The 22,262-nt window shown below is 69.4% G+C and carries 20 protein-coding genes and 1 riboswitch; of the genes, 9 read left to right on the top strand and 11 right to left on the bottom strand.

Translation table 11 applies throughout. From position 1 onward, the window contains the following. Nucleotides 1-31 precede the first annotated feature (31 nt). Nucleotides 32-538, bottom strand: a complete 507-nt coding sequence (locus tag ACZ63D_RS36845) for an ArsR/SmtB family transcription factor (RefSeq protein WP_465358947.1) — start codon at nucleotides 536-538, stop codon at nucleotides 32-34. Nucleotides 539-600: 62 nt separating this feature from the next. On the opposite strand from ACZ63D_RS36845, the gene ACZ63D_RS36840 reads away from it, so the two are divergent. After that, nucleotides 601-1,854, top strand: coding sequence for an MFS transporter (locus ACZ63D_RS36840; RefSeq protein ID WP_465358946.1), 1,254 nt, complete (start codon nucleotides 601-603; stop codon nucleotides 1,852-1,854). 9 nt (nucleotides 1,855-1,863) lie between these two features. Beyond that, nucleotides 1,864-4,365, top strand: coding sequence for a valine--tRNA ligase (valS, locus tag ACZ63D_RS36835; RefSeq protein ID WP_465358945.1), 2,502 nt, complete (start codon nucleotides 1,864-1,866; stop codon nucleotides 4,363-4,365). On the opposite strand, the gene dapF is transcribed toward valS, so the two are convergent. Both dapF and miaA read right to left on the bottom strand, forming a co-directional pair. Continuing rightward, complete coding sequence (gene dapF / locus ACZ63D_RS36830) at nucleotides 4,366-5,193, bottom strand: diaminopimelate epimerase (RefSeq protein WP_465358944.1); 828 nt, start codon at nucleotides 5,191-5,193, stop codon at nucleotides 4,366-4,368. A gap of 9 nt (nucleotides 5,194-5,202) precedes the next feature. Beyond that, the gene (miaA, locus tag ACZ63D_RS36825; protein ID WP_465358943.1) at nucleotides 5,203-6,123 is read right to left on the bottom strand and encodes a tRNA (adenosine(37)-N6)-dimethylallyltransferase MiaA; all 921 of its coding nucleotides are present in this window, start codon (nucleotides 6,121-6,123) and stop codon (nucleotides 5,203-5,205) included. Nucleotides 6,124-6,350: 227 nt separating this feature from the next. Here miaA and ACZ63D_RS36820 point away from each other — a divergent pair, with 227 nt between their 5' ends. After that, nucleotides 6,351-7,664: a DUF349 domain-containing protein gene (locus tag ACZ63D_RS36820; RefSeq protein WP_465358942.1), complete on the top strand. Its 1,314-nt coding sequence runs from the start codon at nucleotides 6,351-6,353 to the stop codon at nucleotides 7,662-7,664. A gap of 83 nt (nucleotides 7,665-7,747) precedes the next feature. Here the strand turns inward: ACZ63D_RS36820 and ACZ63D_RS36815 are convergent, their stop codons facing one another. From ACZ63D_RS36815 to miaB, 3 genes are all read right to left on the bottom strand, one after another. Next, the gene (locus ACZ63D_RS36815) at nucleotides 7,748-8,593 is read right to left on the bottom strand and encodes a bifunctional 5,10-methylenetetrahydrofolate dehydrogenase/5,10-methenyltetrahydrofolate cyclohydrolase (protein WP_465358941.1); all 846 of its coding nucleotides are present in this window, start codon (nucleotides 8,591-8,593) and stop codon (nucleotides 7,748-7,750) included. 24 nt (nucleotides 8,594-8,617) lie between these two features. Beyond that, a riboswitch (ZMP/ZTP riboswitch) is annotated at nucleotides 8,618-8,698 on the bottom strand. A 40-nt stretch (nucleotides 8,699-8,738) separates the two neighbouring features. Continuing rightward, nucleotides 8,739-9,215 (bottom strand): Rv2732c family membrane protein, encoded by a 477-nt coding sequence (locus ACZ63D_RS36810; RefSeq protein ID WP_465358940.1) that lies wholly within the window; start codon nucleotides 9,213-9,215, stop codon nucleotides 8,739-8,741. Beyond that, the gene (gene miaB, locus ACZ63D_RS36805) at nucleotides 9,212-10,693 is read right to left on the bottom strand and encodes a tRNA (N6-isopentenyl adenosine(37)-C2)-methylthiotransferase MiaB (RefSeq protein ID WP_465358939.1); all 1,482 of its coding nucleotides are present in this window, start codon (nucleotides 10,691-10,693) and stop codon (nucleotides 9,212-9,214) included. The genes ACZ63D_RS36810 and miaB overlap by 4 nt, the downstream gene beginning before the upstream one ends. Nucleotides 10,694-10,939: 246 nt before the next feature. Here miaB and ACZ63D_RS36800 point away from each other — a divergent pair, with 246 nt between their 5' ends. Together ACZ63D_RS36800 and ACZ63D_RS36795 are read left to right on the top strand one after the other, a co-directional pair. Further along, nucleotides 10,940-11,665 (top strand): heparin lyase I family protein, encoded by a 726-nt coding sequence (locus ACZ63D_RS36800; RefSeq protein WP_465358938.1) that lies wholly within the window; start codon nucleotides 10,940-10,942, stop codon nucleotides 11,663-11,665. A 19-nt stretch (nucleotides 11,666-11,684) separates the two neighbouring features. Then, a complete protein-coding gene (locus tag ACZ63D_RS36795; RefSeq protein WP_465358937.1) occupies nucleotides 11,685-12,602 on the top strand; it encodes a TAXI family TRAP transporter solute-binding subunit in 918 nt (305 codons plus the stop codon). Here ACZ63D_RS36795 and ACZ63D_RS36790 read toward each other — a convergent pair. Both ACZ63D_RS36790 and ACZ63D_RS36785 read right to left on the bottom strand, forming a co-directional pair. Then, nucleotides 12,599-13,984 carry a sensor histidine kinase gene (locus ACZ63D_RS36790; RefSeq protein ID WP_465358936.1) on the bottom strand — a complete coding sequence of 462 codons (1,386 nt, stop codon included), beginning with the start codon at nucleotides 13,982-13,984 and terminating at the stop codon, nucleotides 12,599-12,601. The two genes, ACZ63D_RS36795 and ACZ63D_RS36790, sit on opposite strands and share 4 nt — an antisense overlap. 3 nt (nucleotides 13,985-13,987) lie before the next feature. Continuing rightward, the gene (locus ACZ63D_RS36785) at nucleotides 13,988-14,656 is read right to left on the bottom strand and encodes a response regulator transcription factor (RefSeq protein ID WP_465358935.1); all 669 of its coding nucleotides are present in this window, start codon (nucleotides 14,654-14,656) and stop codon (nucleotides 13,988-13,990) included. A 281-nt stretch (nucleotides 14,657-14,937) separates the two neighbouring features. On the opposite strand from ACZ63D_RS36785, the gene ACZ63D_RS36780 reads away from it, so the two are divergent. The 4 genes from ACZ63D_RS36780 (at nucleotide 14,938) to ACZ63D_RS36765 (ending at nucleotide 18,364) form a co-directional block, all read left to right on the top strand. Continuing rightward, nucleotides 14,938-15,666, top strand: coding sequence for an amino acid ABC transporter ATP-binding protein (locus ACZ63D_RS36780; RefSeq protein WP_182890927.1), 729 nt, complete (start codon nucleotides 14,938-14,940; stop codon nucleotides 15,664-15,666). A gap of 112 nt (nucleotides 15,667-15,778) precedes the next feature. Then, nucleotides 15,779-16,684, top strand: coding sequence for a glutamate ABC transporter substrate-binding protein (locus tag ACZ63D_RS36775; protein WP_465358934.1), 906 nt, complete (start codon nucleotides 15,779-15,781; stop codon nucleotides 16,682-16,684). Nucleotides 16,685-16,832: 148 nt separating this feature from the next. Next, the gene (locus ACZ63D_RS36770) at nucleotides 16,833-17,480 is read left to right on the top strand and encodes an amino acid ABC transporter permease (protein ID WP_465358933.1); all 648 of its coding nucleotides are present in this window, start codon (nucleotides 16,833-16,835) and stop codon (nucleotides 17,478-17,480) included. Next, nucleotides 17,477-18,364, top strand: a complete 888-nt coding sequence (locus ACZ63D_RS36765) for an amino acid ABC transporter permease (RefSeq protein ID WP_465358932.1) — start codon at nucleotides 17,477-17,479, stop codon at nucleotides 18,362-18,364. The genes ACZ63D_RS36770 and ACZ63D_RS36765 overlap by 4 nt, the downstream gene beginning before the upstream one ends. Nucleotides 18,365-18,427: 63 nt before the next feature. On the opposite strand, the gene ACZ63D_RS36760 is transcribed toward ACZ63D_RS36765, so the two are convergent. From ACZ63D_RS36760 to ACZ63D_RS36750, 3 genes are all read right to left on the bottom strand, one after another. After that, nucleotides 18,428-18,775, bottom strand: a complete 348-nt coding sequence (locus ACZ63D_RS36760; protein ID WP_465358931.1) for a VOC family protein — start codon at nucleotides 18,773-18,775, stop codon at nucleotides 18,428-18,430. A gap of 791 nt (nucleotides 18,776-19,566) precedes the next feature. Further along, nucleotides 19,567-20,319: a succinate dehydrogenase/fumarate reductase iron-sulfur subunit gene (locus ACZ63D_RS36755; RefSeq protein ID WP_344267985.1), complete on the bottom strand. Its 753-nt coding sequence runs from the start codon at nucleotides 20,317-20,319 to the stop codon at nucleotides 19,567-19,569. Continuing rightward, nucleotides 20,316-22,232, bottom strand: a complete 1,917-nt coding sequence (locus ACZ63D_RS36750; protein ID WP_465358930.1) for a fumarate reductase/succinate dehydrogenase flavoprotein subunit — start codon at nucleotides 22,230-22,232, stop codon at nucleotides 20,316-20,318. Before ACZ63D_RS36750 ends, ACZ63D_RS36755 begins: the two co-directional genes overlap by 4 nt. Nucleotides 22,233-22,262: the final 30 nt, after the last annotated feature.

Genomic DNA, 22,262 nt, shown 5'->3' with positions numbered 1-22,262 from the left:
GTCCCACGTTTCCGCGCGGGAGCCGAGTGGATTACCTGCTGGGATAGATCGAGACGTAGAGAGCGGTGCGTTCCGAGGCCGGATCGCGAGGCCGGGCCTTGAACTCTTCGAGCAGTTCTCCGAGCCGCCGCTTGAACTCCGCGACGTCGTCGGCGCCCACCTGGACCACGAGCCGGGTCGTCTCCGTCTCGGCCGGGTCCGCCTCGGCTATTTCGGCCAGATACGCCTCGAGCATGGCCTCGTTGACCGCGACGGCGTCCGCGCCGTCGTTGTCCAGCTGCCAGGAAAGCCCGGTGGACAGGTACGGGATCTCCTTCGCCCCGCGCGCGCCGCGGCGCGGTTCCTGCGGAACGAGAAAACCGGTGTCCACCAGGCGCCGCACGTGGTGCAGCGTCGTCGCCGGGTCGCGGTGCAGCCGCGCCGCGAGCTCCTTGTTCGTCATCGGCTCGAAAGAGGTCAACCGGATGATGCGCAGCCGTATTCCGGACGCGAGCGCGGCCGCCTCGGCTTCGGTGGAGGGGCGTCGGTTCAGCGGCATCCCGGCAGCCTAGACACACAAAGTGATTGACTCTTTCCAATCACTCGGCGACACTCCATCGGGTGCGTCGCGATTCACTCTTCTTCCATGCCGATTTCCGCAGGCTGTGGGCCGGGGACACGGCGAGCCAGCTGGGGATGTTCGTCGGCGTCACCGCCCTCCCGCTGCTCGCCGCCGTCACGCTGGCCGCCACGCCGTTCGAGATGGGCCTGCTGACCATGGCCGAGACGCTCGGCTTCCTGGTCGTCGGCCTGCCCGCGGGCGTGTGGGTGGACCGGATGCGCAAACGGCCGCTCATGCTCGCCGCCGACCTCGTGCGCGGCGTGCTGCTGCTCAGCGTCCCGCTCGCCTGGTGGGCCGGGGTGCTCACGATGGCGCAGGTGCTGGTGGTCGTGCTGTGCGTCGGGTTCGCGACGGTCTTCTTCGACGTCTCCTACCAGGCGTATCTGCCCGCGCTGGTCGGCCGCGAAAAGCTGCTGGAGGGCAACGCGAAGCTGCAAGGCGTGCAGTCGTCGGCGCAGATCGCCGGGCCGAGTCTCGCCGGCGTGCTCGTGCAATTCATCGGCGCGGCCAGCACGGTGCTGGTCACCGGCCTCGGCTACCTCACGTCCGCGCTGTGCCTATGGCGCATCCGAACCGTCGAAACGCTCCCGGAACGCGCGGAGCACGACCGCCTGGTGCCGCAGATGCTCGAAGGGCTGCGGTTCGTCGTCTCCAACCGGCCGCTGCGCGCGATCGTCTCCTGCACCGCCACGTCGAATCTCTTCAGCGGAGTGGTGCAGGCCGTCGAAGTACTGTTCCTGACCCGCACCGCCGGGTTGAAACCGGCCGAGGTCGGCGGGCTGCTCGCGGTTTCGGGCATCGGCGGCATCGCGGCCGCGCTGTGCTCCGGGCCGATCATCCGCGGGATCGGGCAGGCCCGCTCGATCTGGCTGGTTCCGCTGCTGGTGTGGCCCGGCGCGCTGCTGATCCCGTTCGCCGGGCCGGGCTGGCGGATCGCGCTCGCCGGGCTGGGCTTGGCCGCGTTCGGGTTCGGCGTGATCCTCTACAACATCGCGCAGGTCTCCTACCGCCAGGCGATCACCCCGGACCGGCTGCTGGGCCGGATGAACGCGAGCGTCCGGTTCGTCGTCTGGGGCGCGATGCCGCTCGGCGGGCTGCTGGGCGGCGCGCTCGGCGAATGGCTCGGGCTGACCGGCACGCTGTGGGTGGGCTGTGCCGGGGAGGTCGCCGGGACCCTGTGGGTGCTCTGCTCTCCGCTGCGGCACATGCGGGACCTGCCGACGAGTGCGGAAATCGCTGTACCCGCCCCGTAAAGTGCGAGCATGAACGAGAAGATCCCGCACAAAGTCGGCGTCGACGGCCTGACCGCCAAATGGGTACCGGCGTGGGAACGCGAAGGCGTATACCGGTTCGACCGGACGCGCCCGGACGTCTACTCGATCGACACGCCGCCGCTGACCGCGAGCGGTTCGCTGCACATCGGGCACGTCTTCTCCTACACGCACACCGACGTTCTCGCGCGCTACCAGCGGATGCGCGGGCGTTCGGTCTTCTACCCGGTCGGCTGGGACGACAACGGCCTGCCCACCGAACGCCGCGTGCAGAACCATTTCGGCGTGCGCTGCGAACCCTCCCTGCCCTACGACCCGTCCTTCACCCCGCCGGAGAAGCCCGGCAAGAACGCGATTCCGGTGTCCCGGCGCAATTTCGTGGAACTGTGCCGCCAGCTGACCGAAACCGACGAGAAGGTGTTCGAGGAGGTCTGGCGGAGCATCGGGCTTTCGGTGGACTGGACGCTGGCGTACCAGACGATCGACCCGGCGACCACGGAAATCTCGCAGCGCGCGTTCCTGCGCAACCTCGCGCGCGGCGAGGCCTACCAATCCGAAGCCCCGACGTTGTGGGATGTCACCTTCCGCACCGCCGTCGCCCAGGCGGAACTGGAGGACCGCGAACGGCCGGGCGCGTATCACGATCTCGTGTTCACCGCCGATGGCGGCGCGGAAGTGCTGATCTCCACCACGCGACCCGAGCTGCTGCCTGCCTGTGTGGCGCTCGTCGCGCATCCGGATGACGAGCGGTACCAAGGACTTTTCGGGAAGACCGTGCGCACGCCGGTGTTCGGCGTCGAGGTGCCGGTGCACGCGCACCATCTCGCCGATCCGGAAAAGGGCACCGGCATCGCGATGGTGTGCACCTTCGGCGACACCACGGACGTCACCTGGTGGCGCGCGCTGCAGCTCGAAACCCGTCCGGTACTGGGTCGCGACGGCCGGTTCCGCGCCGAACCGCCGCACGGCGTTCCGGCCGACAAATACGAGCCGTTGGCGGGCAAGACTGTCCACACTGGACGGCAGATCTTGGTGGACCTCCTGCGCGAGGCGGGCGCGCTGCGCGGCGAACCGCGGCCGATCACGCATCCGGTGAAGTTCTACGAAAAGGGCGACAAGCCACTGGAAATCGTCACCAGCCGCCAGTGGTACCTGCGCAACGGCGGGCGCGACGACGCTCTGCGCACGAAGCTGCTGGAACGCGGCGAGGAGCTGAACTGGGTCCCGCCGCACATGCAGGTCCGCTACCGCAGCTGGGTCGAAGGCCTGACCAGCGATTGGCTGATCAGCCGCCAGCGGTTCTTCGGCGTGCCGATTCCGGTCTGGTACCCGCTGGACGCCAACGGCGAGCCGGACCACGACGCGGTGCTGACGCCCGACGACGCGAGCCTGCCGGTGGACCCGAGCACCGACGTCCCGCCGGGCTACACCGAGGACCAGCGCGGCGTGCCGGGCGGATTCGTCGCGGAAGCGGACGTGATGGACACCTGGGCGACGTCGTCGCTGACGCCGCAGATCGCCGGGCGCTGGAGCCTCGACGACGACCTGTTCCGCCGCGTGTTCCCGTTTTCGCTGCGGCCGCAGGCGCACGAGATCATCCGCACTTGGCTGTTCTCCACCGCGGTCCGCGCCGAACTGGAGGAGGGCGTGCTGCCGTGGCGCGACGCGGTGATCTCCGGCTGGGTGCTCGACCCGGACCGCAAGAAGATGTCGAAGTCGGTCGGCAACGTCGTCACTCCGGCGGATCTGCTGGAGCGGCACGGTTCCGACGCGGTGCGGTATTGGGCGGCGAGCGCGCGGCCGGGCGTGGACACCGCAGTCGATGAAGGCCAGATGAAGGTTGGGCGAAGGCTGGCGACGAAGCTGTTGAACGTGAGCCGGTTCGTGCTCGGCCTCGGAACCCCCAGGCCGGAATCGGTCGCGACAGAACCGCTGGACCGTTCCGTGCTCGCCGCGCTGGCGAAGGTGATCGAAGAGGCGACGGCGGCGTTCGAGGCGCTCGACCAGGCGCGCGCGTTGCAGGTGACGGAGACGTTCTTCTGGACGTTTTGCGACGACTACGTGGAGCTGGTGAAGGGCCGCGCGTACGGCGATCTAGGCGCGGAGGCGGCCGAATCGGCCCAGGTGGCACTGCGGACGGTGCTCTCGGCGCTGGTGCGGATGTTCGCGCCGGTGCTGCCGTTCGCCGCCGAAGAGATCTGGTCGTGGTGGCAGGAAGGTTCGGTGCACCAGGCGTCCTGGCCGACCGCGGCTGACAGCGACGGCGACGCCGCCTTGCTGCCGCTGGCCGGGTCGGTGATCGCTGCCGTGCGAAGGGCCAAGAGCGACGCGAAGGTGTCCATGCGGACCGCCGTCGAAACGCTGTCGGTGACCGCTCCGGCGGACGTGCTCGAGGGCTTCGCCGGAATCGCCGAGGACGTGCGGATCGCCGGAGTGGTGAACACCGTCGCCACCCAGGAAGGCGAACTCTCGGTGGCGGTGACGATCAGCTGATCAAGCGCCCGCGGCGAGCCACCAGGCTTCGTCCAGCTCGCCGCGGGCCACGATCTCGGCCGGCCCGGTCAGCGTGGATTCGCCGCGCCCGACCGTGACCGAGACCCGGCCGCCCGGAATGTCCACTGTGGATTCGCCGGTGTCCTTGCCGGAGAGGTGCAGCGAGGCGGCGACCGCGGCGACCGTGCCGGTGCCGCACGCCCGGGTCTCCCCCACGCCGCGCTCGTGGACGCGCATCCGCAGCGCGCCCTCGCCGAGCACGTTGACGAACTCGAGGTTGACGCCGTCCGGGAACACGTCGTGGTCGAAAACCGGCTGGTCGCGCAGGTCGAGACCGGCGATGTCGGTGTCGGTGACCGACACCAGGTGCGGGTTGCCGACGTTCACCGCGACCCCGGAGAACGGCTGCCCGGCCACCACGGTGACCGACGTGCCGGTGATCGCCGCCGGGCCCATCTGGACGGTGACCGAACGGTCCGGGTGCACGACGACCGGCCGGTCGCCCGCGCGGGTGCCGATGACGAACTCGCCGTCCGCCTCCAGGCCGGCGTCAACCAGGTAGCGCGCGAAAACGCGGGTGCCGTTGCCGCACATCTCGGCGATCGAACCATCCGCGTTGCGGTAGTCCATGAACCACTCGCCAGCGGATTCTTCGCCGATCGCCTTCGCGCGCACGACGCGCAGCACGCCGTCCGCGCCGAGGCCCCGCTGCCGGTCGCACAGCGCCGCCACGCGCTCCGCCGTGAGGTCCAGGCGGCCAGCGGCGTCCGGCAGCAGCACGAAGTCGTTCTGCGTGCCGTGGCCCTTGAGGAATTCGATGCCGCCCATACGTCCAGGCTACTGGTCGAGCGCGGCGAGGACCCGCGCGGCCAGGTCCGCCGAGCCGCCGTCGAACCACTGGATCCGCTTGTCCCGGCGGAACCAGGAACGCTGCCGCCGCACGAACCGGCGGGTGGCCTGCGCGGTCGCCGCCGCCGCTGCCGAGAAGTCACCTTCGCCGTCCAGTTCGGCCAGCACTTGCTGGTAGCCGAGCGCCCGCGAAGCGGTTTTCCCGTCCCGCAGACCGCGATCGAGCAACGCGCGCACCTCGTCCACGAGACCGGCCTCGAACATCCGCTCCACCCGCAGGTCGACGCGCTCGTCCAGCTCGGCGACCTCGCGGTCGACTCCGATCAGCACGGTGTCCCAGCGCGCCGGACCTGGTTTCGGCAGGTTCGCGGAGAACGGTTCGCCGGTGATCTCGATGACCTCCAGCGCACGCACGATGCGGCGGGTGTTCGTGGGCAGGATCGCTGCCGCGGCGACCGGATCGCGCGTCTCCAAGCGGGTGTAGAGCGCGGCGGTGCCGAGTTCGGCGGCCTCGTCGTCGAGCCGTGCGCGCACCGCGGGGTCGGTGCCCGGGAAACGGAGGTCGTCCAGAACCGCTTGCACGTACAGCCCGGAGCCGCCGGTCAGCACCGGAACCCGGCCCGCGTCGAGAATCCGCTCGATCGTGCCGCGGGCGTCACGCTGATAGGCGGCGACCGACGCGGTCTCGGTCACGTCGAGTACGTCCAGCAGGTGGTGCGGGACCCCTCGGCGTTCCTCCGGGGTCGCCTTGGCGGTGCCGATGTCCATGCCCCGGTAGAGCTGGAGCGCGTCGGCGTTCACCACCTCGCCGTCCAGCGCCAGCGCGAGTTCGACGGCCAGCGCGGTCTTCCCGGTGGCGGTGGGGCCGACGACGGCCACCGGACGGGGCCGCTGAGCAGGGCTGATCACGCCGGTGAACGGTACCCGGCCAGGAAGGGACGCGGGCACGGAGCGTCAAGGAGAAGTAGGATCAACGCTTTCAGGCGGCTCACCCAGTACCACGGCGCGCGCTGAGCTGCTTGAATGCCGCTGGGGCCCCATGCCCCCCCGGCAAAGCACGACAACAGCGCAACCCGGCCCCGCTCCCGCGGCGGGGCGCCCGCAGCCGCGGGCGTACAGGCGATAAGGAGCCTGCGATGGCCCAGGAGAACACGTCCCCCGGCACCCCGGCACCGCACCCGGTGCCGCACGCGCAGGGCGCCGGCCATGCCGCGCCTCCGGTGCCGCCCGCCGAGCCCGCCCCCGCCACCTGGGGCCGGATCGACGGGGAAGGCACCGTTTACGTCTTCACCGCCGACGGCGAACGCGAGGTCGGGGTCTGGCAGGCCGGAACGCCCGAGGAAGGCCTGCTGCACTACGCGCGCCGCTTCGACGACGTGCGCACCGAGGTCGAACTGCTCGAAACGCGGCTGAACTCCGGGGCGGGCGACCCGAAGCACGCGCTCACGAGCGCCACCCAGATCCGCGACGGGCTCGGCGAGGCGGCCGTGGTCGGCGACCTCAAGGCGCTCGGCGCGCGACTCGACTACGTGATCGGCCTGGCGGAGAAGGCGCTGGTCAACGTCAAGCACGAACGCGAGGAAGCCCGCGCCGCGGCCGTCGCGCGCAAGCAGGCGCTGGCCGACGAGGCGGAGAAGATCGCCGCCGAGTCCACCCAGTGGAAGGCCGCGGGCGACCGGCTGCGCGCGATCCTCGACGAGTGGAAGACGGTCAAGGGCGTAGACCGCAAGACCGACGACGAGCTGTGGAAGCGGTTCTCGAAGGCGCGCGAGGCGTTCAACCGCCGCCGCGGCTCGCACTTCGCCGAGCTGGACAAGCAGCGGGCGAGCGCGAAGCAGCGCAAGGAAGAGCTGATCGCCGAGGCCGAGGCGCTGTCCGACTCGGACGACTGGGGTGCCACGGCCGGCCGGTACAAGGAACTGATGGCCGAGTGGAAGGCCGCCGGACGTGCTCCGAAGGACAGCGACGAGGCGCTGTGGCAGCGCTTCCGCGCGGCGCAGGACGCGTTCTTCGCCCGCCGCTCGGCGGTGTTCTCCGAACGCGACGCGGAGTTCGCCGGCAACGCCCAGCGCAAGGAAGAACTCCTGGTCGAGGCCGAGAAGATCGACGTGGCGGCCAACCTCGAAGCAGCCAAGTCGGCCCTGCGCCGGATCCAGGAGCAGTGGGACGAGATCGGCAAAGTCCCGCGCGAGCGCATCCGCGAACTGGACGGACGGCTCAAGGCGGTGCAGGACGCGGTGAAGTCGGCCGAGGACAGCCGCTGGCGCCGCACCGACCCGGAGGCACAGGCGCGCGCCGCGCAGTTCCGGGAGCGGGTCGAGCAGTTCGAATCGCAGGCCGCCAAGGCACGGGCCGCCGGGGACGAGCGGCGGGCGAAGAAGGCCGAGGAGCAGGCCGCCCAGTGGCGGGAATGGATGGAGGCCGCGGAAGCCGCGGTCGCCGATCGCTGAGCTGATTCCCGAAACGGCCGGTACCGCTGGGTACCGGCCGTTTTGTTTGCCTGGCTCCGCCCGTTCGGATCTGTCGCGGTTCGTCAGAGCGAGTGCCGGACTTCTGCTGCTTGAACTGTCTGTGCCAGCAGCACAGCGATTGTCATCGGCCCCACGCCGCCTGGCACGGGAGTAATGAAGCCCGCCCGTTCCCGTGCGGAGTCGCACTCGACGTCGCCGACGTTGCCGGGGTTGTATCCGGCGTCGAGAACGACAGCGCCGGGCTTGATCCACTCCCCTCGCACCAGCTCCGGCCGCCCCACCGCAGCCACTACGACATCGGACTCGCTCACGATGTCGCTGAGACCCGTCGTCTTGGAGTGGCAATACGTGACCGTCGCGTCTCGGCCGAGCAGGAGCATGCCGATCGGTTTCCCCAGGATCGGACTGCGCCCGATCACCACGGCCCGGCGCCGCGCGAGCGGAACGTCGTAGAAGTCCAGCAGGCGAAGGATCCCGCCCGGGGTGCAGGCGTGGAAGCCCGGCTCGCCGAAGGCCATGCTCGCGAAACTCCGCATGGTCACCCCGTCGACGTCCTTTTCCGGCGCGATCGCTTCGAACGCGGCGCGCTCGTCGACGTGGCCGGGTACGGGATGCTGGAGCAGGATGCCGTCCACCGCCGGATCGGCGGACAGCTCGCGGATTCGGCCGACCAGGTCATCCGAGGTCGTGCCTGCGGGCACGTCGACGTGGCGGGACTCGATGCCGACCCGAGCACACCGCGCGCGCTTCATCCTGACGTACGTGCGCGAGGCGGGGTCGTCGCCGACCAAGACTGTCGCCAAGGTCGGCGGACGGCCGGTCCGCCGCGCGAAAACCCCAGCACGCCGGGCCGTCTCGGCCAGCAGCACAGCGGCGACGGATTTGCCGTCCATGATCTGCGCGGGCATCGGCACTCCTCACTCGTGATGAATGAGGGACACCCAGGCGGACGATGTCTTCTCGATGTGCACTCCCCGGTGGTCGCCCACCCGACGCCAGTCGTGCGACACCGATGCTACCGACACGGCAACGGTTCAAGGCTGCCGGAAACGGTCAGTTGCGCGAGAAAGCCGTCCGCATCCAGAGCGTCGCCAGGATGATCGTCGCGATCCACGCCACGATCATGCCGATTCCCGGACCGTCGCCGGCCGCTCCGCTGGCGTGCGCGGACTGCTGCGACCAGATCGCCAGCAGGCCGTCGACCGAGGCGAACCAGCCGCCCGCGGCGCAGCACCACGCGACCCACCAGCGGCGCGACACGAGCGCGACCGCGCCGATGAACACGCCGACGCCGGTGGACGTCACGGCGAACAGCTGCGGCACCCCGCCCGCCTCGCCGGCCAGCGTCTCCCAGCCCGCGCGGCCCTGTGCCCACGGCAGGATCTGCGCCACCAGCAGCACGAACATCAGCACCGAGATGGTGAACCCCCGCCTGCCCAGCTCGACAGTGCGCGCGACGCGGCGGCCCGCGTCGTCGATCTCGTCGCTCAGCCTGCGGTCCACCTCTGCCGGAGTTCCCGGTTCGCTCATCCTGCACACCCACTCACCGGGGCCGGCTGCGCCGCCGGGGCTCCGAAGCCCGGCAGTCCCAGGGTGACCCCGCTCGTCTTGGGCCGAAGACCGGCTTCGGCGTTGTCGCCCGCTCGCGTGCGGCGATGCGTCAGGAGGTCGCCGTCGGCGACCAGGTGGTGTGGCGCGCCGTAGCTGATCACCGTCTCCACGACGTCGCCCGGCCGGACCGAGCGGTCGACGGCCGAGCCGGACGGCGTGAAGTGCACCAGCCGACCGTCGCGAGCGCGGCCGCTCATCCGGTGCGTCTCGGCGTCCTTACGGCCTTCCCCCGCCGCGACCAGCAGCTCGACCCGGCGGCCGACCAGCTTGCGGTTCTCTTCCCAGGAGATCTCGTTCTGCAGCTCGACCAGCCGGTCGTAGCGCTCCTGCACGACCTCCTTCGGCAGCTGCTCCGCCATTTCCGCGGCGGGCGTGCCCGGGCGCTTCGAGTACTGGAAGGTGAACGCGCTGGAGAACCGGGCGGCGCGGACGACGTCGAGCGTCGCCTGGAAGTCTTCCTCGGTCTCGCCGGGAAAGCCGACGATGATGTCGGTGGTGATGGCGGCGTCCGGCATCTTGGCGCGCACCTCGTCGAGGATGTTCAGGAACCGCGTGGACCGGTACGACCGGCGCATCTCGCGCAGCACCCGGTCCGAACCGGACTGCAGCGGCATGTGCAGCTGGTGGCAGACGTTCGGCGTCTCGGCCATCGCGTCGATCACGTCCGAGGTGAACGCGGCCGGATGCGGCGAGGTGAACCGCACGCGCTCCAGTCCGTCGATCCCGCCGGTGGCGCGCAGCAGCTTGCCGAACGCGAGCCGGTCGCCGAACTCGACGCCGTAGGAGTTCACGTTCTGGCCGAGCAGCGTCACCTCGAGCACGCCCTCGGCGACCAGCGCCTCGACCTCGGCGAGGATCTCGCCAGGACGGCGGTCGCGCTCCTTGCCGCGCAGCGACGGCACGATGCAGAACGTGCAGGTGTTGTTGCAGCCGACCGAAACCGACACCCAGCTCGCGTAGGACGATTCGCGGCGCGCGGGCAGCGTGGACGGGAACGTCTCGAGCGATTCGAGGATTTCGACCTCGGCCTCGGCGTTGTGCCGCGCGCGCTCCAGCAGCGCCGGCAACGAGCCGATGTTGTGCGTCCCGAAGACGACGTCGACCCACGGCGCGCGCTTGACGATGTCGCCGCGGTCCTTCTGAGCGAGACACCCGCCGACGGCGATCTGCATGTCCGGATTGGCGACCTTGTCCGGGCGGAGGTGCCCGAGGGTGCCGTAGAGCTTGTTGTCGGCGTTCTCCCGCACGGCGCAGGTGTTGAACACGACCAGATCCGGCTTCGCCTGCCCGGCGGCGGGGACGTAGCCCGCTTCCTCGAGCTGCCCGGCGAGCCGTTCGGAGTCGTGCACGTTCATCTGGCACCCGAACGTGCGGATCTGGTACGTTTTCGCGTTCATCGTGCTCCAGCCTAAACCCCGCGGCCGGCGCCGGACCCAGCACCCGCCCGGCGGGAGTTATCCGGCGGTATCCGCGAGAGGGCTCCCCGCGCATTCCGGTAATCGGGAAATGTGCCGTTGACCGGGAACGGAAATACACTGAACCGGCCACCGCGGAACAATTTTATCTATTGTTTTCCGCGCCCTCCCGAAGATAAGATCACCGCCATTGTTTCCGAATCAGACCGCCGCCGCTCTGGAGGAAAAGTGCGCAAGGTTTTCGCTTGCTCGGCGGCCGCAGTCGCGAGCACGCTCGTCGTCGCCGCGCTGGCGGCCGCCCCGGTCACGGCGGCCCCCGCTCCGGCTCCCGCCCCTCTCTCGGTGAACTGGTCGGCCGACCCCGCCGACGGCGTGGGCGCGTTCAACTCGATCCAGTGCGCCGACGGCCACTTCAAGACCGCGACCGACGCCGCGAAGGGCAAGGTGTGGGTCGCCGAGCAGCTCGCGCAGGAGGAACGCTGCGAGGCGGTCGGCCCCGACCTCGCCGCGGGCAAGACCTTTTACCTCGGCTGGTCGTCGAAGTACCGCATCACCGACTCCACCAGCCGCTACGTCTTCCAGCTGAAGTGCAGCCCGAGCACCGGCACCGCGAACCACCCGGTCGTCCTCAAGATCTCCGGCGGCAAGCTCCAGCTGGAGGAATGGACGACCGACCACACCAGCGTCAAGCTGTGGGACGCCCCGGTCTCGAACGACCAATGGCACGACATCGCCTTCCGGATCTCCACCGACCGCACCCAGGGCACGATCCAGTTCTGGTTCGACGGCAAACGGCAGACCTTCTTCGACGGGTCGACCACCTACACCGGCACCACGATCGACGGAGACCGGAACTACCTGAAGTGGGGCGTCTACCACCAGGCCGACGAGACGGCGACGCAATGGCTCACCAAAATCCGGATGGGCGACAGCCTGACCGACGTCACCGGCTGACCTCTGGCACCATCGCCTCATGCGATGGAGGCTCGCGGCGGCGCTGGCAGTGCTCACGGTGCTGCTGAGCGGGTGCGGGCCGAGCTTCGCGAACCTGCACCTGCGCGTCGCCGCCGGGTCGGCGGGCGGCGTGTACCACGACCTCGCCGGGCCGCTGGCGTCGGCGTGGGCGGGCGAACTCGGCATCGAGACGCCCGAGGTGCTCGCCACCCAGGGGTCGCGTGACAACCTCAACCGAGTGCTTTCCGGGGGCGCGGACGTCGCGTTCGTCGCCGCTGACCTGGCCGCGGACGCGGCGGCCGCGCACCCCGGCAAGCTCGCCGCGCTGGCCCGCATCCACGACGACTACCTGCACATCGTCGTGCGCGCGGACTCGCCCTACACCTCGGTACAGATGCTGCGCGGCCGGCACATCGCGGTCGGCTCGCCGGAATCGGGCGTCGAATACATCGCCGACCGGGTGCTGCAGGTCGCCGGGCTGAAAAGCGCGGTCACGGTCACCCAGCTGAGCCTGGAGGATTCGCTGTCGGCGCTGGCCGACCGCAAGATCGACGCGATGTTCTGGTCCGGCGGGCTGCCGACGTCGCTCATCACCGATTACAACCGCAAGGTCGGTTTGCGGCTGCTCGACATGTCCACGCTGATGCCGGGCATGCAGCGGTTCAGCCCGGTGTACGGCACCGCGACCATCCCCGGCAGCACCTACGACCAGCACGGTCCGGTCACGACGCTGGTGGTGCCGAACTTCCTGGTCGTGCCCACCTCGATGTCCGCCGACGTCGCCGAAGCGCTCACGAAAGGCCTGTACGACGCCCGCCCGGCGCTCGCGGCGGTCAACCGGGCGGCGCTGTCGATCGACGTGCATCCAGGGATCGAGACGACGCCGTTGCCGTTGCATCCGGGCGCGTTGGCGTATTACCGCGCGGAGAAGGTCTAGCGCGCGACCGGGAAGTCCATCGCGATCCGCAACCCGCCGCCGTCGGGCAGAGACAACTCGATCTCCCCGCCGGAATGCCGCACGATCTCGGTCACGATCGCCAGCCCCAGCCCCGATCCGGGCACGTTCTGATGCGCCGTGCTCCGCCAGAACCGGTCCGTGGCCCGCTCCAGTTCGTCCTCGCGCAGCCCCGGCCCGTGATCGCGGACCGAGACCGTCACGCGGTCCTCGGCCACGCTCGCAGCCACCTCGACCGAGGCGCCGGAAGGGCTGAACTTGAGCGCGTTGTCCAGCAACGCGTCGAGCACAACCTCCAGCCCCCGCGGCGGCACGAGCACCCGCGCGCCGCCGACCTCCACCTCGCTCTCCAGCGAGACCTCCCGAGCCGCCCCGACCACTGACCAGTCGGCGACCCGATCGGCGATCACCTCGGCGAGATCCTCGGAAACCAGCTCTCCTCCAGCGGATTCCGCGCGGGCCATGGACAGCAGCTCGTCGAGGATCTGGTTCAGCCGCTTGGCGTCCACCTGCGCGGCTTCGAGGTCGGCCGCCGCGGTTTCGTCGCTCACCTGGCCTTCGAGATTGCCGAGCCGGATCTTCAACGCCGTCAGCGGATTGCGCAGCTGATGCGAGGCGTCCGCGACGAACGCGCGCTGCGCGGCCAGCGCTTCCGACACACTGGCCGCCATCCGGTCGAACGACCGGCCCAGCTGCCGCAGCTCCGGCGGGCCGCCGCTCTCCCCCACCGGCTCCGCTTCCCGGCCGCTGACCACCGACGCGACCAGCGCGCCCGTCGCCTCGTCCAGCCGCCGGACCGGCCGCAGCGTCCAGCGCACCACGGGCAGCGCGACGAGCAGCGCCAGCCCGAACGCGACCAGCGCGCACGCGGCCAGCAGCAGCCACTGCCACAACAGCTGCGTGCGGACATGATCGGTCGCGGACTCCGTCACCACCGCGCCGCGCACCTCGCCATCGATGAGGATCGGCTCGGCCAGCACCAGCGGGTTCGTCGCCCACGGCAGCAGCAGCGGCCCGGCTTCGGGCGGACGGGCGGCGAGCGCCTCGTTCACCGGCACCCGGATCGCCGCCCGGTCGACCTCGCGGCCGGGTGAGCTCAGCACCGGATCGCCGTCCTGGTTCACCACGACCACTTTCACGCCGTACACCTCGGTGTAGCGGCGCAGTTCCGGCTCCAGGCGGCCGAGCTGGTTGTCGAGCAGCGGACGCTGGGCGAGCGAGGCGAACCGCGAGGTGTCGGTGAGCCGGTCGAGGAAGAGCTTCTGCTGGAGACTGCTCGCGAGGCTCAGCGCGAGCGGGATGCCGAGCCCGAACACGAGCAACGCGACGAGCGTGGCGACGATGCCCTGCAACCGGACGCGCATCGGTCAGTCCCGCCGGATGCCCAGCCGGTAGCCGACGCCGCGGACCGTTTCGATCAGCGCCGGACGGCCGAGCTTGGTGCGCAGGGTGGCGACGTGCACGTCCAGCGAACGGCTTTCCGCCGCGCCGCGGTGTCCCCACACCTCGTTCAGCACCTGCTCGCGCGAACAGACCGCGCCGCCCGCCGCGGCGACCAGCGCGAGCACCTGGAACTCCTTGCGGGACAACGCGATCGGCTCGCCCGCCACCAGCACCTCGTGCCGGGCGAGGTCGATCCGGACGTCGCCGACCTCGACGACCGGAACCGCGGGCCCGGACCGTTCGCCGCGCCGCCGCCGCACCGCTTCGACGCGCGCGAGCAGTTCCTCCACGTCGTACGGCTTGACCAGGTAGTCGTCGGCGCCGGCGCGCAGGCCGTGCACCCGGTCGTTCACCTCGCCGCGCGCGGACACCACGATGACCGCGACGTCGCTGACCGCCCGGATCTGCCGGCAGAGCACCACGCCGTCGACGTCAGGAAGGCCGAGGTCGAGAAGGATCACGTCGACGTCGTGGACGCGGTCGAGCACCCCGGCCCCGGACGGCAGCCGCTGCATGGTGAGGCCGCGGCGCACCAGCGCGGGCACGAGCGCTCCGGCGACCCGGTCGTCGTCTTCCACCAGCAGCACGCGCACGCTTCAGCCTCCCCGGTGATCCAGACCACGGTAGCCGGACTCTAGGGCGCCACGCCCTGCGGACACGGTGCGTGGCGGCCGCCACAGTCCGGACTAGGCTGAACGCCGCCACGACGGCCGCATCCGATACGTAGTTGAAACCCTAAGTATTGCTCAAGCCGTCTTTACAAGAGATGTCCCGGTAGTAGGTTTCCGCAAGCGTTGCGGAACCCCGGTTCCGCGGACGCCGGACGACCAACGGAGCTCTGGAGGCCACGATGACCACCGAGGTGGCGACGCCGATGATCAAGGCGGCCGCCGTGAACAAGTACTTCGGCGAGCTGCACGTGCTGCGCGAGATCACGCTCGAGGTGCCGCGCGGCCAGGTCGTCGTCGTGCTCGGGCCGTCCGGGTCGGGCAAGTCGACGCTGTGCCGCGCGATCAACCGGCTCGAGCCGATCAACTCCGGCGAGATCGCCGTGGACGGCGTGCCGCTGCCCGCCGAGGGCAAGGCGCTCGCCGCGCTGCGCGCCGACGTCGGGATGGTCTTCCAGCAGTTCAACCTGTTCGCGCACAAGACGATCCTCGAGAACGTCATGCTCGCGCCGGTCAAGGTGCGCAAGACCGCGCAGGCCGAGGCTCGCAAGACCGCGATGGAACTGCTCGAGCGCGTCGGCATCGCGAACCAGGCCGACAAGTACCCGGCCCAGCTGTCCGGCGGCCAGCAGCAGCGCGTGGCGATCGCCCGCGCGCTCGCGATGAAGCCCAAGGTGATGCTGTTCGACGAGCCGACCTCGGCGCTGGACCCGGAAATGGTCCAGGAGGTCCTGGACGTGATGACCGGGCTGGCGAAGGACGGCATGACCATGCTCGTGGTCACGCACGAAATGGGCTTCGCCCGCCGCGCCGCCGACCGCGTCATCTTCATGGCCGACGGCGAGATCGTCGAGGACACGACGCCGGAGGAGTTCTTCACCAAGCCGAAGTCCGACCGGGCGAAGGACTTCCTCGGCAAGATCCTGACCCACTGACCCGTTCGGGGGAATCCCCCGGCGCCCCGGGTCCGGGATGGCTGTAATCGGCCCGGACCGGTACCGACGTTCCCGGACAGATGTTTCCCGGACAGATATTGGAGAGACTGACATGAGGATCCGCACCCTCGCGGCCGCCCTGCTCGCCGGCGGGCTGCTGCTCACGGCCTGCGGCAAGGAAGGCGCCCCGGCCGGTCCCGGCGGGGACAACAACGCGAGCGCCGCGCCGCTGCCGACCTACGAGGTCGCCAAGGACGTCAAGCTCGACGGCTCCCCGGTGTTCACGAAGATCAAGAACGCCGGCACGATCACCATCGGCGTCAAGGACGACCAGCCCGAGCTGGGCCAGAAGGACCCGAAGACCGGCAAGTTCCAGGGCTTCGACATCGAGATCGCCCGGATGGTCGCGGCGGGCCTCGGCATCAGCGAGGACAAGATCAAGTACACGACGGTCGACTCGGCCGCCCGCGAGCAGGCCATCTCCAACGGCCAGGTCGACCTCTACGTCGGCACCTACACCATCAGCGACAAGCGCAAGAAGCTCGTGTCGTTCGCCGGCCCGTACTTCCAGGCCGGGCAGGACCTGCTGGTGCGCAAGGACGACAACTCGATCACCGGCCCGGAGACGCTCAAGGGCAAGAAGGTCTGCTCGGTCACCGGGTCGACCCCGATCCAGCGCGTGCGCGAGCAGAAGCTCACCGACCAGATCGTCGAGTTCCAGAAGTACTCGCAGTGCGTGGAGAAGCTGAGCACCAAGGACGTCGACGCGGTCACCACCGACGACGCGATCCTCAAGGGCTACGCGGCGCAGGACCCGGACAGCTTCAAGGTCGTCGGCAAGCCGTTCTCGAAGGAGCCCTACGGCATCGGCCTGAACAAGGACGACAAGGTGCTGCGCGACAAGATCGACGACCTGCTGCAGGCCGCCGAGACCAACGGCACCTGGAAGAAGATCTACGACGCCACCCTCGGCAAGTCCGGCGCGCCCGCGACGCCGCCGGCCATCGAGCGGTACTGATCTGATCCGGCGGGGGGGGGGGGGGGGGGTTGCCCCCCACCCCCCCCCCCCCCCCCCCCCCCCCTCTCCCCCCCCCCAGCTCCCCCCCCCCCCCCCCCCCCCCCCCCCCGTACACCCACTATCGGCACACGGACGCGGGGAAGGCTCCATGGACGTCCTGCTCGACAATCTGGACCTCTTCGGTCCGTTCTTTCTCACCACGATCGAACTGTTCCTGATCGCGGGGGCGTGCAGCCTCGTGCTGGGCACGATCCTCGCGATGCTGCGGGTAAGCCCGGTTCCGGTGCTGCGCGCGATCGGCACGACGTACGTCACCATCTTGCGCAACACGCCGCTGACGCTGGTGTTCGCGTTCCTCGTGTTCGCCTACCCGCTGCTGGACATCGTCAAGATCGACTACTTCCCGACCGCCGCGGTGGCGCTGACGATCTACACGTCCGCGTTCATCTGCGAGGTCGTGCGCTCGGGCATCAACACGGTGCCCATCGGCCAGGCCGAGGCGGGCCGCGCGCTGGGCCTGTCGTCCGGGCAGATCCTCGGCGGCATCGTCCTCCCGCAGGCGCTGCGGTCGGTCGTCCCGCCGCTGATCAGCATGCTCATCGCGCTGCTGAAGAACACGACGATCGCCAGCGGGTTCTCGGTCGCCGAGGCCGGCGCGATCCGGCAGTACGTGTCCGAACGCGGCGACAACCAGATGATCGCGCTGCTGTGGGTGGCACTCGGCTTCATCATCCTCGTAGCGGTGCTGTCGCTGGTGCAGCGCAGCCTGGAGAAGCGCTGGAGCGTGGCCCGATGAGCACGGTTCTGTTCGACACCCCGGGCCCGAAAGCGCGGGCGCGGCACCGGATCTACGCGGTGCTGGGCATCCTCGTGGTAGTGGCGCTGATCGCGTTCATCGTCTACCGCTTCATCGACAGCGGCCAATTCGCCGGCCGCAAATGGGAGTGGCTGCAGTACTCCCAGGTGCAGAGCGACCTCGCGAACGCCGTGCTGGCGACCGTGAAGGCCTTCGCACTGGGCGCGGTGCTGGCCATCGTGTTCGGTGCGGTCTTCGCCGCCGGACGGCTGTCCGACCACGCGTGGGTGCGCGGGATCTGCACGTTCGTCGTGGAGTTCTTCCGCGCGATCCCGCTGCTGATCCTGATGTTCCTGTTCTACTACGGACTTCCGACCCTCGGCGTGGACACGTCGCCGCTGTTCGCGGTGGTGCTCGGCCTGACCCTGTACAACGGCTCGGTGCTCGCGGAGGTGTTCCGCGCGGGCATCCAGTCGCTGCCGAAGGGCCAGAGCGAAGCCGCGTACGCGCTGGGCATGCGCAAGACCCAGGTGATGTTCACGGTCCTGCTGCCGCAAGCTCTGCGCGCGATGCTGCCGACGATCATCAGCCAGCTGGTGGTGTTGCTCAAGGACACCGCGCTGGGCTTCCTGGTGACGTACCCGGAGCTGCTGTACTACGCCCGTTACATCGGCAGCCAGGGCGCCTTCGGCCGCCCGATCGTCCCGTCGACCCTCGTGGCCGCCGCGATCTACATCGCGATGTGCCTGCTGCTGACCGCGCTCGCGACGTACCTGGAACGCCGCAACCGCCGCAGCAAGAAGCATCTCGACACGGACGACGGCGCCAAGCAGGCCGCTCTCGCCGTGGACGGAACTGGCGGTCTGGCCGCGGGTTCTGCCTGACGGATCGTTCTCTCGAAGCCCCCGGTGCTGTTTTCGTTGCAGCGCCGGGGGCTTCTTGTTTTTTCAGCCGTGCGCTAGCGGATGCCGGGGCTGATACAGCGGGAGAACGCTGCCGCTGGGCAAGCGGATCGATACTCGGGTGCCCCAGGACGCGGTTGTCGGCTCGCCGTCTGCTTCGGCTCCCTTGGCGGTCAGCTGGCGGACTGTTTCTTCCAGGTTGTCGCACATCAGGTAGAACTCCTGCTGGGGTTCTCCCTCGGTGGGGTGCACTGCCAGTTCTGTGGGGGGCAGGCGGAAAATGAGCCAGCCGTCGCCTGCGTCCACGTTTTCCAGGTCTAGTACGTCCTTGAGGAACTCTCGGTCTGCTGGTGCGTTCTTGCTGTAGAGGATCACGTGGCCGCCGGTGATCATGGTGCCTGTCCTTCCGGAAGTTCCTGCTGGGCAACGGGAATCGGCCCGTTCCCGGGTCGAGCTGATCGAGTGATGCGGTCCGGTCGCGGGTCCTGGTAGCGTTGGTTTCGTTGAAGCAGTACTTCTCAGGTGATGTGAGCCCGCGAGCTTTCTCGCAGCGGCCGTCGCGATTTCCTTTCTCTCCCAGTGCGTTGGCCAGCGCACTGGTCGGTGTGGTCTCGTCTGCGCGCGGTGGGATCGCGCTGCCCGGGAACGGAAATCGCGGCGCGCCGCGCGGGAGACAGCCGCCGGGGTCGATCTGGTAACCCATCATTCGCTCATCAGATAAGGAGGATCGCCTAGTGCCCAACCACAACTAAATACGCAGCAACCGCGCGGGTGCCGTACTCGCCACCCGGAGTGCCGACCCGGTAGCGCGCGAATGAGCGGGCACGCCACCGTGACGAGCAGGCTCACCCCGTTCGCCGACAGGCCCGCCACCGCCGCAACCGCACCAGGCCCACCGCGCGAACCGGCAGACCCGCCACCGCGACCGCGCTAGGCCCACGTGCGAACCGGCGGACACGCCACCGGGTCCAAGCCAAGCCACCCCGCGAACGGGCAAACCCGCCACCGGATCAAGCCAGGCCGCTCTGCCGCACCGGCAAACCCGCCACCGCGGACGGGCGAGCACACCCGGCGAACCGGCAAACCTGCCACCGCCGCGCAGGCAAGCGCACCCCGGGAACGGGCACGGCCGCGGCCCTACCATCAGCAGGTCCGCGACCGCGCTGCCAGCCACCCGGCCGACGTCACCGATTCCGGCGGAACAGCTTGTCCCCCAGCCAGACAATCGGGTCGTACTTGCGGTCGGCGACGCGTTCCTTCATCGGGATCAGCGCGTTGTCGGTGATGTGGATGCCTTCCGGGCACACCTCGGTGCAGCATTTGGTGATGTTGCAGAGCCCGAGCCCGTGCTCGTCCTGCGCCGCGTCACGGCGGTCGGCGACGTCCAGCGGATGCATCTCCAGCTCGGCGATCCGCATGAGGTAACGAGGTCCGGCGAAGCTCTCCTTGTTCTCCTCGTGGTCGCGCACGACGTGGCAGGTGTTCTGGCACAGGTAGCACTCGATGCACTTGCGGAATTCCTGCGAGCGCTCGACGTCCACCTGCTGCATCCGGTACTCGCCGGGTTTCAGTCCCTCCGGCGGGGTGAACGACGGGATCTCGCGCGCCTTCGTGTAGTTGAACGACACGTCGGTGACCAGGTCGCGGATCACCGGGAAGGTGCGCATCGGCGTGACCGTCACGACCTCGGCCTCGGTGAAGGTCGACATGCGCGTCATGCACAGCAGCCGCGGCCTGCCGTTGATCTCGGCCGAGCAGGAGCCGCATTTGCCTGCTTTGCAGTTCCAGCGCACGGCGAGGTCGGCGGCCTGGGTGGCCTGCAGCCGGTGGATGATGTCGAGCACGACCTCGCCCTCGTTCACCTCCACGGTGAAGTCCTGCAGGTCGCCGCCGGTCGCGTCGCCTCGCCACACGCGGAATTTCGCCTGGTAGCTCACGCGGTCCTCCCGGGGTGGGTCTCCAGCTCGGCGTCGGTGAAGTACTTGCCCAGCTCGTCGAGTTCGAACAGCTCGAGCAAGTCCGGCCGCATCGGGACCTGTTCCTTCACGGCCACGTCGACGTCCGGCACGAGCGGGTTGTCGCCCGGGTGCGCGGAGCAGACGAGCAGCCGGTGCCGCCATTCCGCGTCCATCGACGGATAGTCGTCGCGGGTGTGGCCGCCGCGGCTTTCCGTGCGGGTCAGGGCCGCGCGGGCGACGCATTCGCTCACCAGCAGCATGTTCCGCAGGTCGAGCGCGAGGTGCCAGCCCGGGTTGAACTGCCGGTGCCCTTCCACCTCCACCTGCCCGATCCGCTGCCGGATGCTCGCGAGTTTTTCCAGCGCCTGCTGGATTTCCCCGGCCTTGCGGATGATGCCGACGAGATCGTTCATCGACTGCTGCAGCTCAGTGTGCAGCGTGTACGGATTCTCCGGGGCACCCTCAGCGGGCGGGTTGAACGGCTCGAGCGCCATCGCCGCCGCGGCGTCCACATCGGACTGCGACACCGCGGGCCGATCCTTGAGTCCGTCCACATAGGACGCCGCACCGAGTCCAGCGCGACGGCCGAACACGAGCAGGTCCGACAGCGAGTTGCCGCCGAGCCGGTTCGACCCGTGCATGCCGCCGGAACACTCGCCCGCCGCGAACAGCCCGGGCACGCTCGCCGCGCCGGTGTCCGGGTCGACCTCCACGCCGCCCATCACGTAATGGCAGGTGGGGCCGACCTCCATGGCCTCCTTGGTGATGTCGACGTCGGCGAGTTCCTTGAACTGGTGGTACATCGACGGCAGCCGCCGCTGGATCTCCTCGGCGGGCAGCCGGCTCGCGATGTCGAGGAACACGCCGCCGTGCGGGGAGCCGCGCCCCTCCTTGACCTCGGAGTTGATCGCCCGCGCCACCTCGTCGCGCGGCAGCAGGTCCGGCGTGCGGCGGTTGTTCTCCTGGTCGGTGTACCAGCGGTCGGCCTCGCCCTCGCTGTCCGCGTACTGGCCCTTGAACACCTCGGGCACGTACTCGAACATGAACCGCTTGTCCTCGGAGTTCTTGAGCACGCCCCCGTCGCCCCGCACGCCCTCGGTGACGAGGATGCCCTTGACGCTCGGCGGCCAGACCATCCCGGTCGGGTGGAACTGCACGAACTCCATGTTGATCAGCTTCGCCCCGGCGCGAAGGGCCAGCGCGTGCCCGTCGCCGGTGTACTCCCACGAATTCGACGTCACCTTGAACGACTTGCCGATACCGCCCGTCGCGAGCACCACGGCGGGCGCCTCGAACAACACGAACCGCCCGCTCTCGCGCCAATAACCGAACGCCCCGGCGATCGCGCCGTTGTCCAGCAGCAGCTCGGTGACCGTGCATTCGGCGAAGACCTTGATCCGCGCCTCGTAGTCGCCGTACTTCTTGAAGTCCTCCTGTTGCAGCGAAACGATCTTCTGCTGCATAGTGCGGATCAGCTCAAGCCCGGTGCGGTCGCCGACGTGCGCGAGCCGCGGATAGGTGTGTCCGCCGAAGTTGCGCTGGCTGATCCGCCCGTCCGCGGTACGGTCGAAAAGCGCGCCGTACGTCTCCAACTCCCAGACGCGGTCCGGCGCCTCCCGAGCGTGCAGCTCGGCCATCCGCCAGTTGTTGAGGAATTTCCCGCCGCGCATGGTGTCGCGGAAGTGCACCTGCCAGTTGTCGTTCGAGTTCGCGTTGCCCATCGACGCCGCACAGCCGCCCTCGGCCATCACCGTGTGCGCTTTGCCGAAAAGGGATTTGCACACCACCGCGACGCTGAACCCGCGTTCGCGCGCTTCGATCACCGCGCGCAGACCGGCGCCGCCGGCACCGATCACCACCACGTCGTAGCTGTGCCGTTCGACCTCGGTCATGGAATAAGCCACCTCACGAGCGCTGGGGAG

The organism is Amycolatopsis sp. NPDC104775, assembly GCF_055583325.1.
The sequence above is the reverse complement of the archived record's forward strand: the minus strand, read 5'-3'. Positions and strand labels throughout refer to the sequence as shown.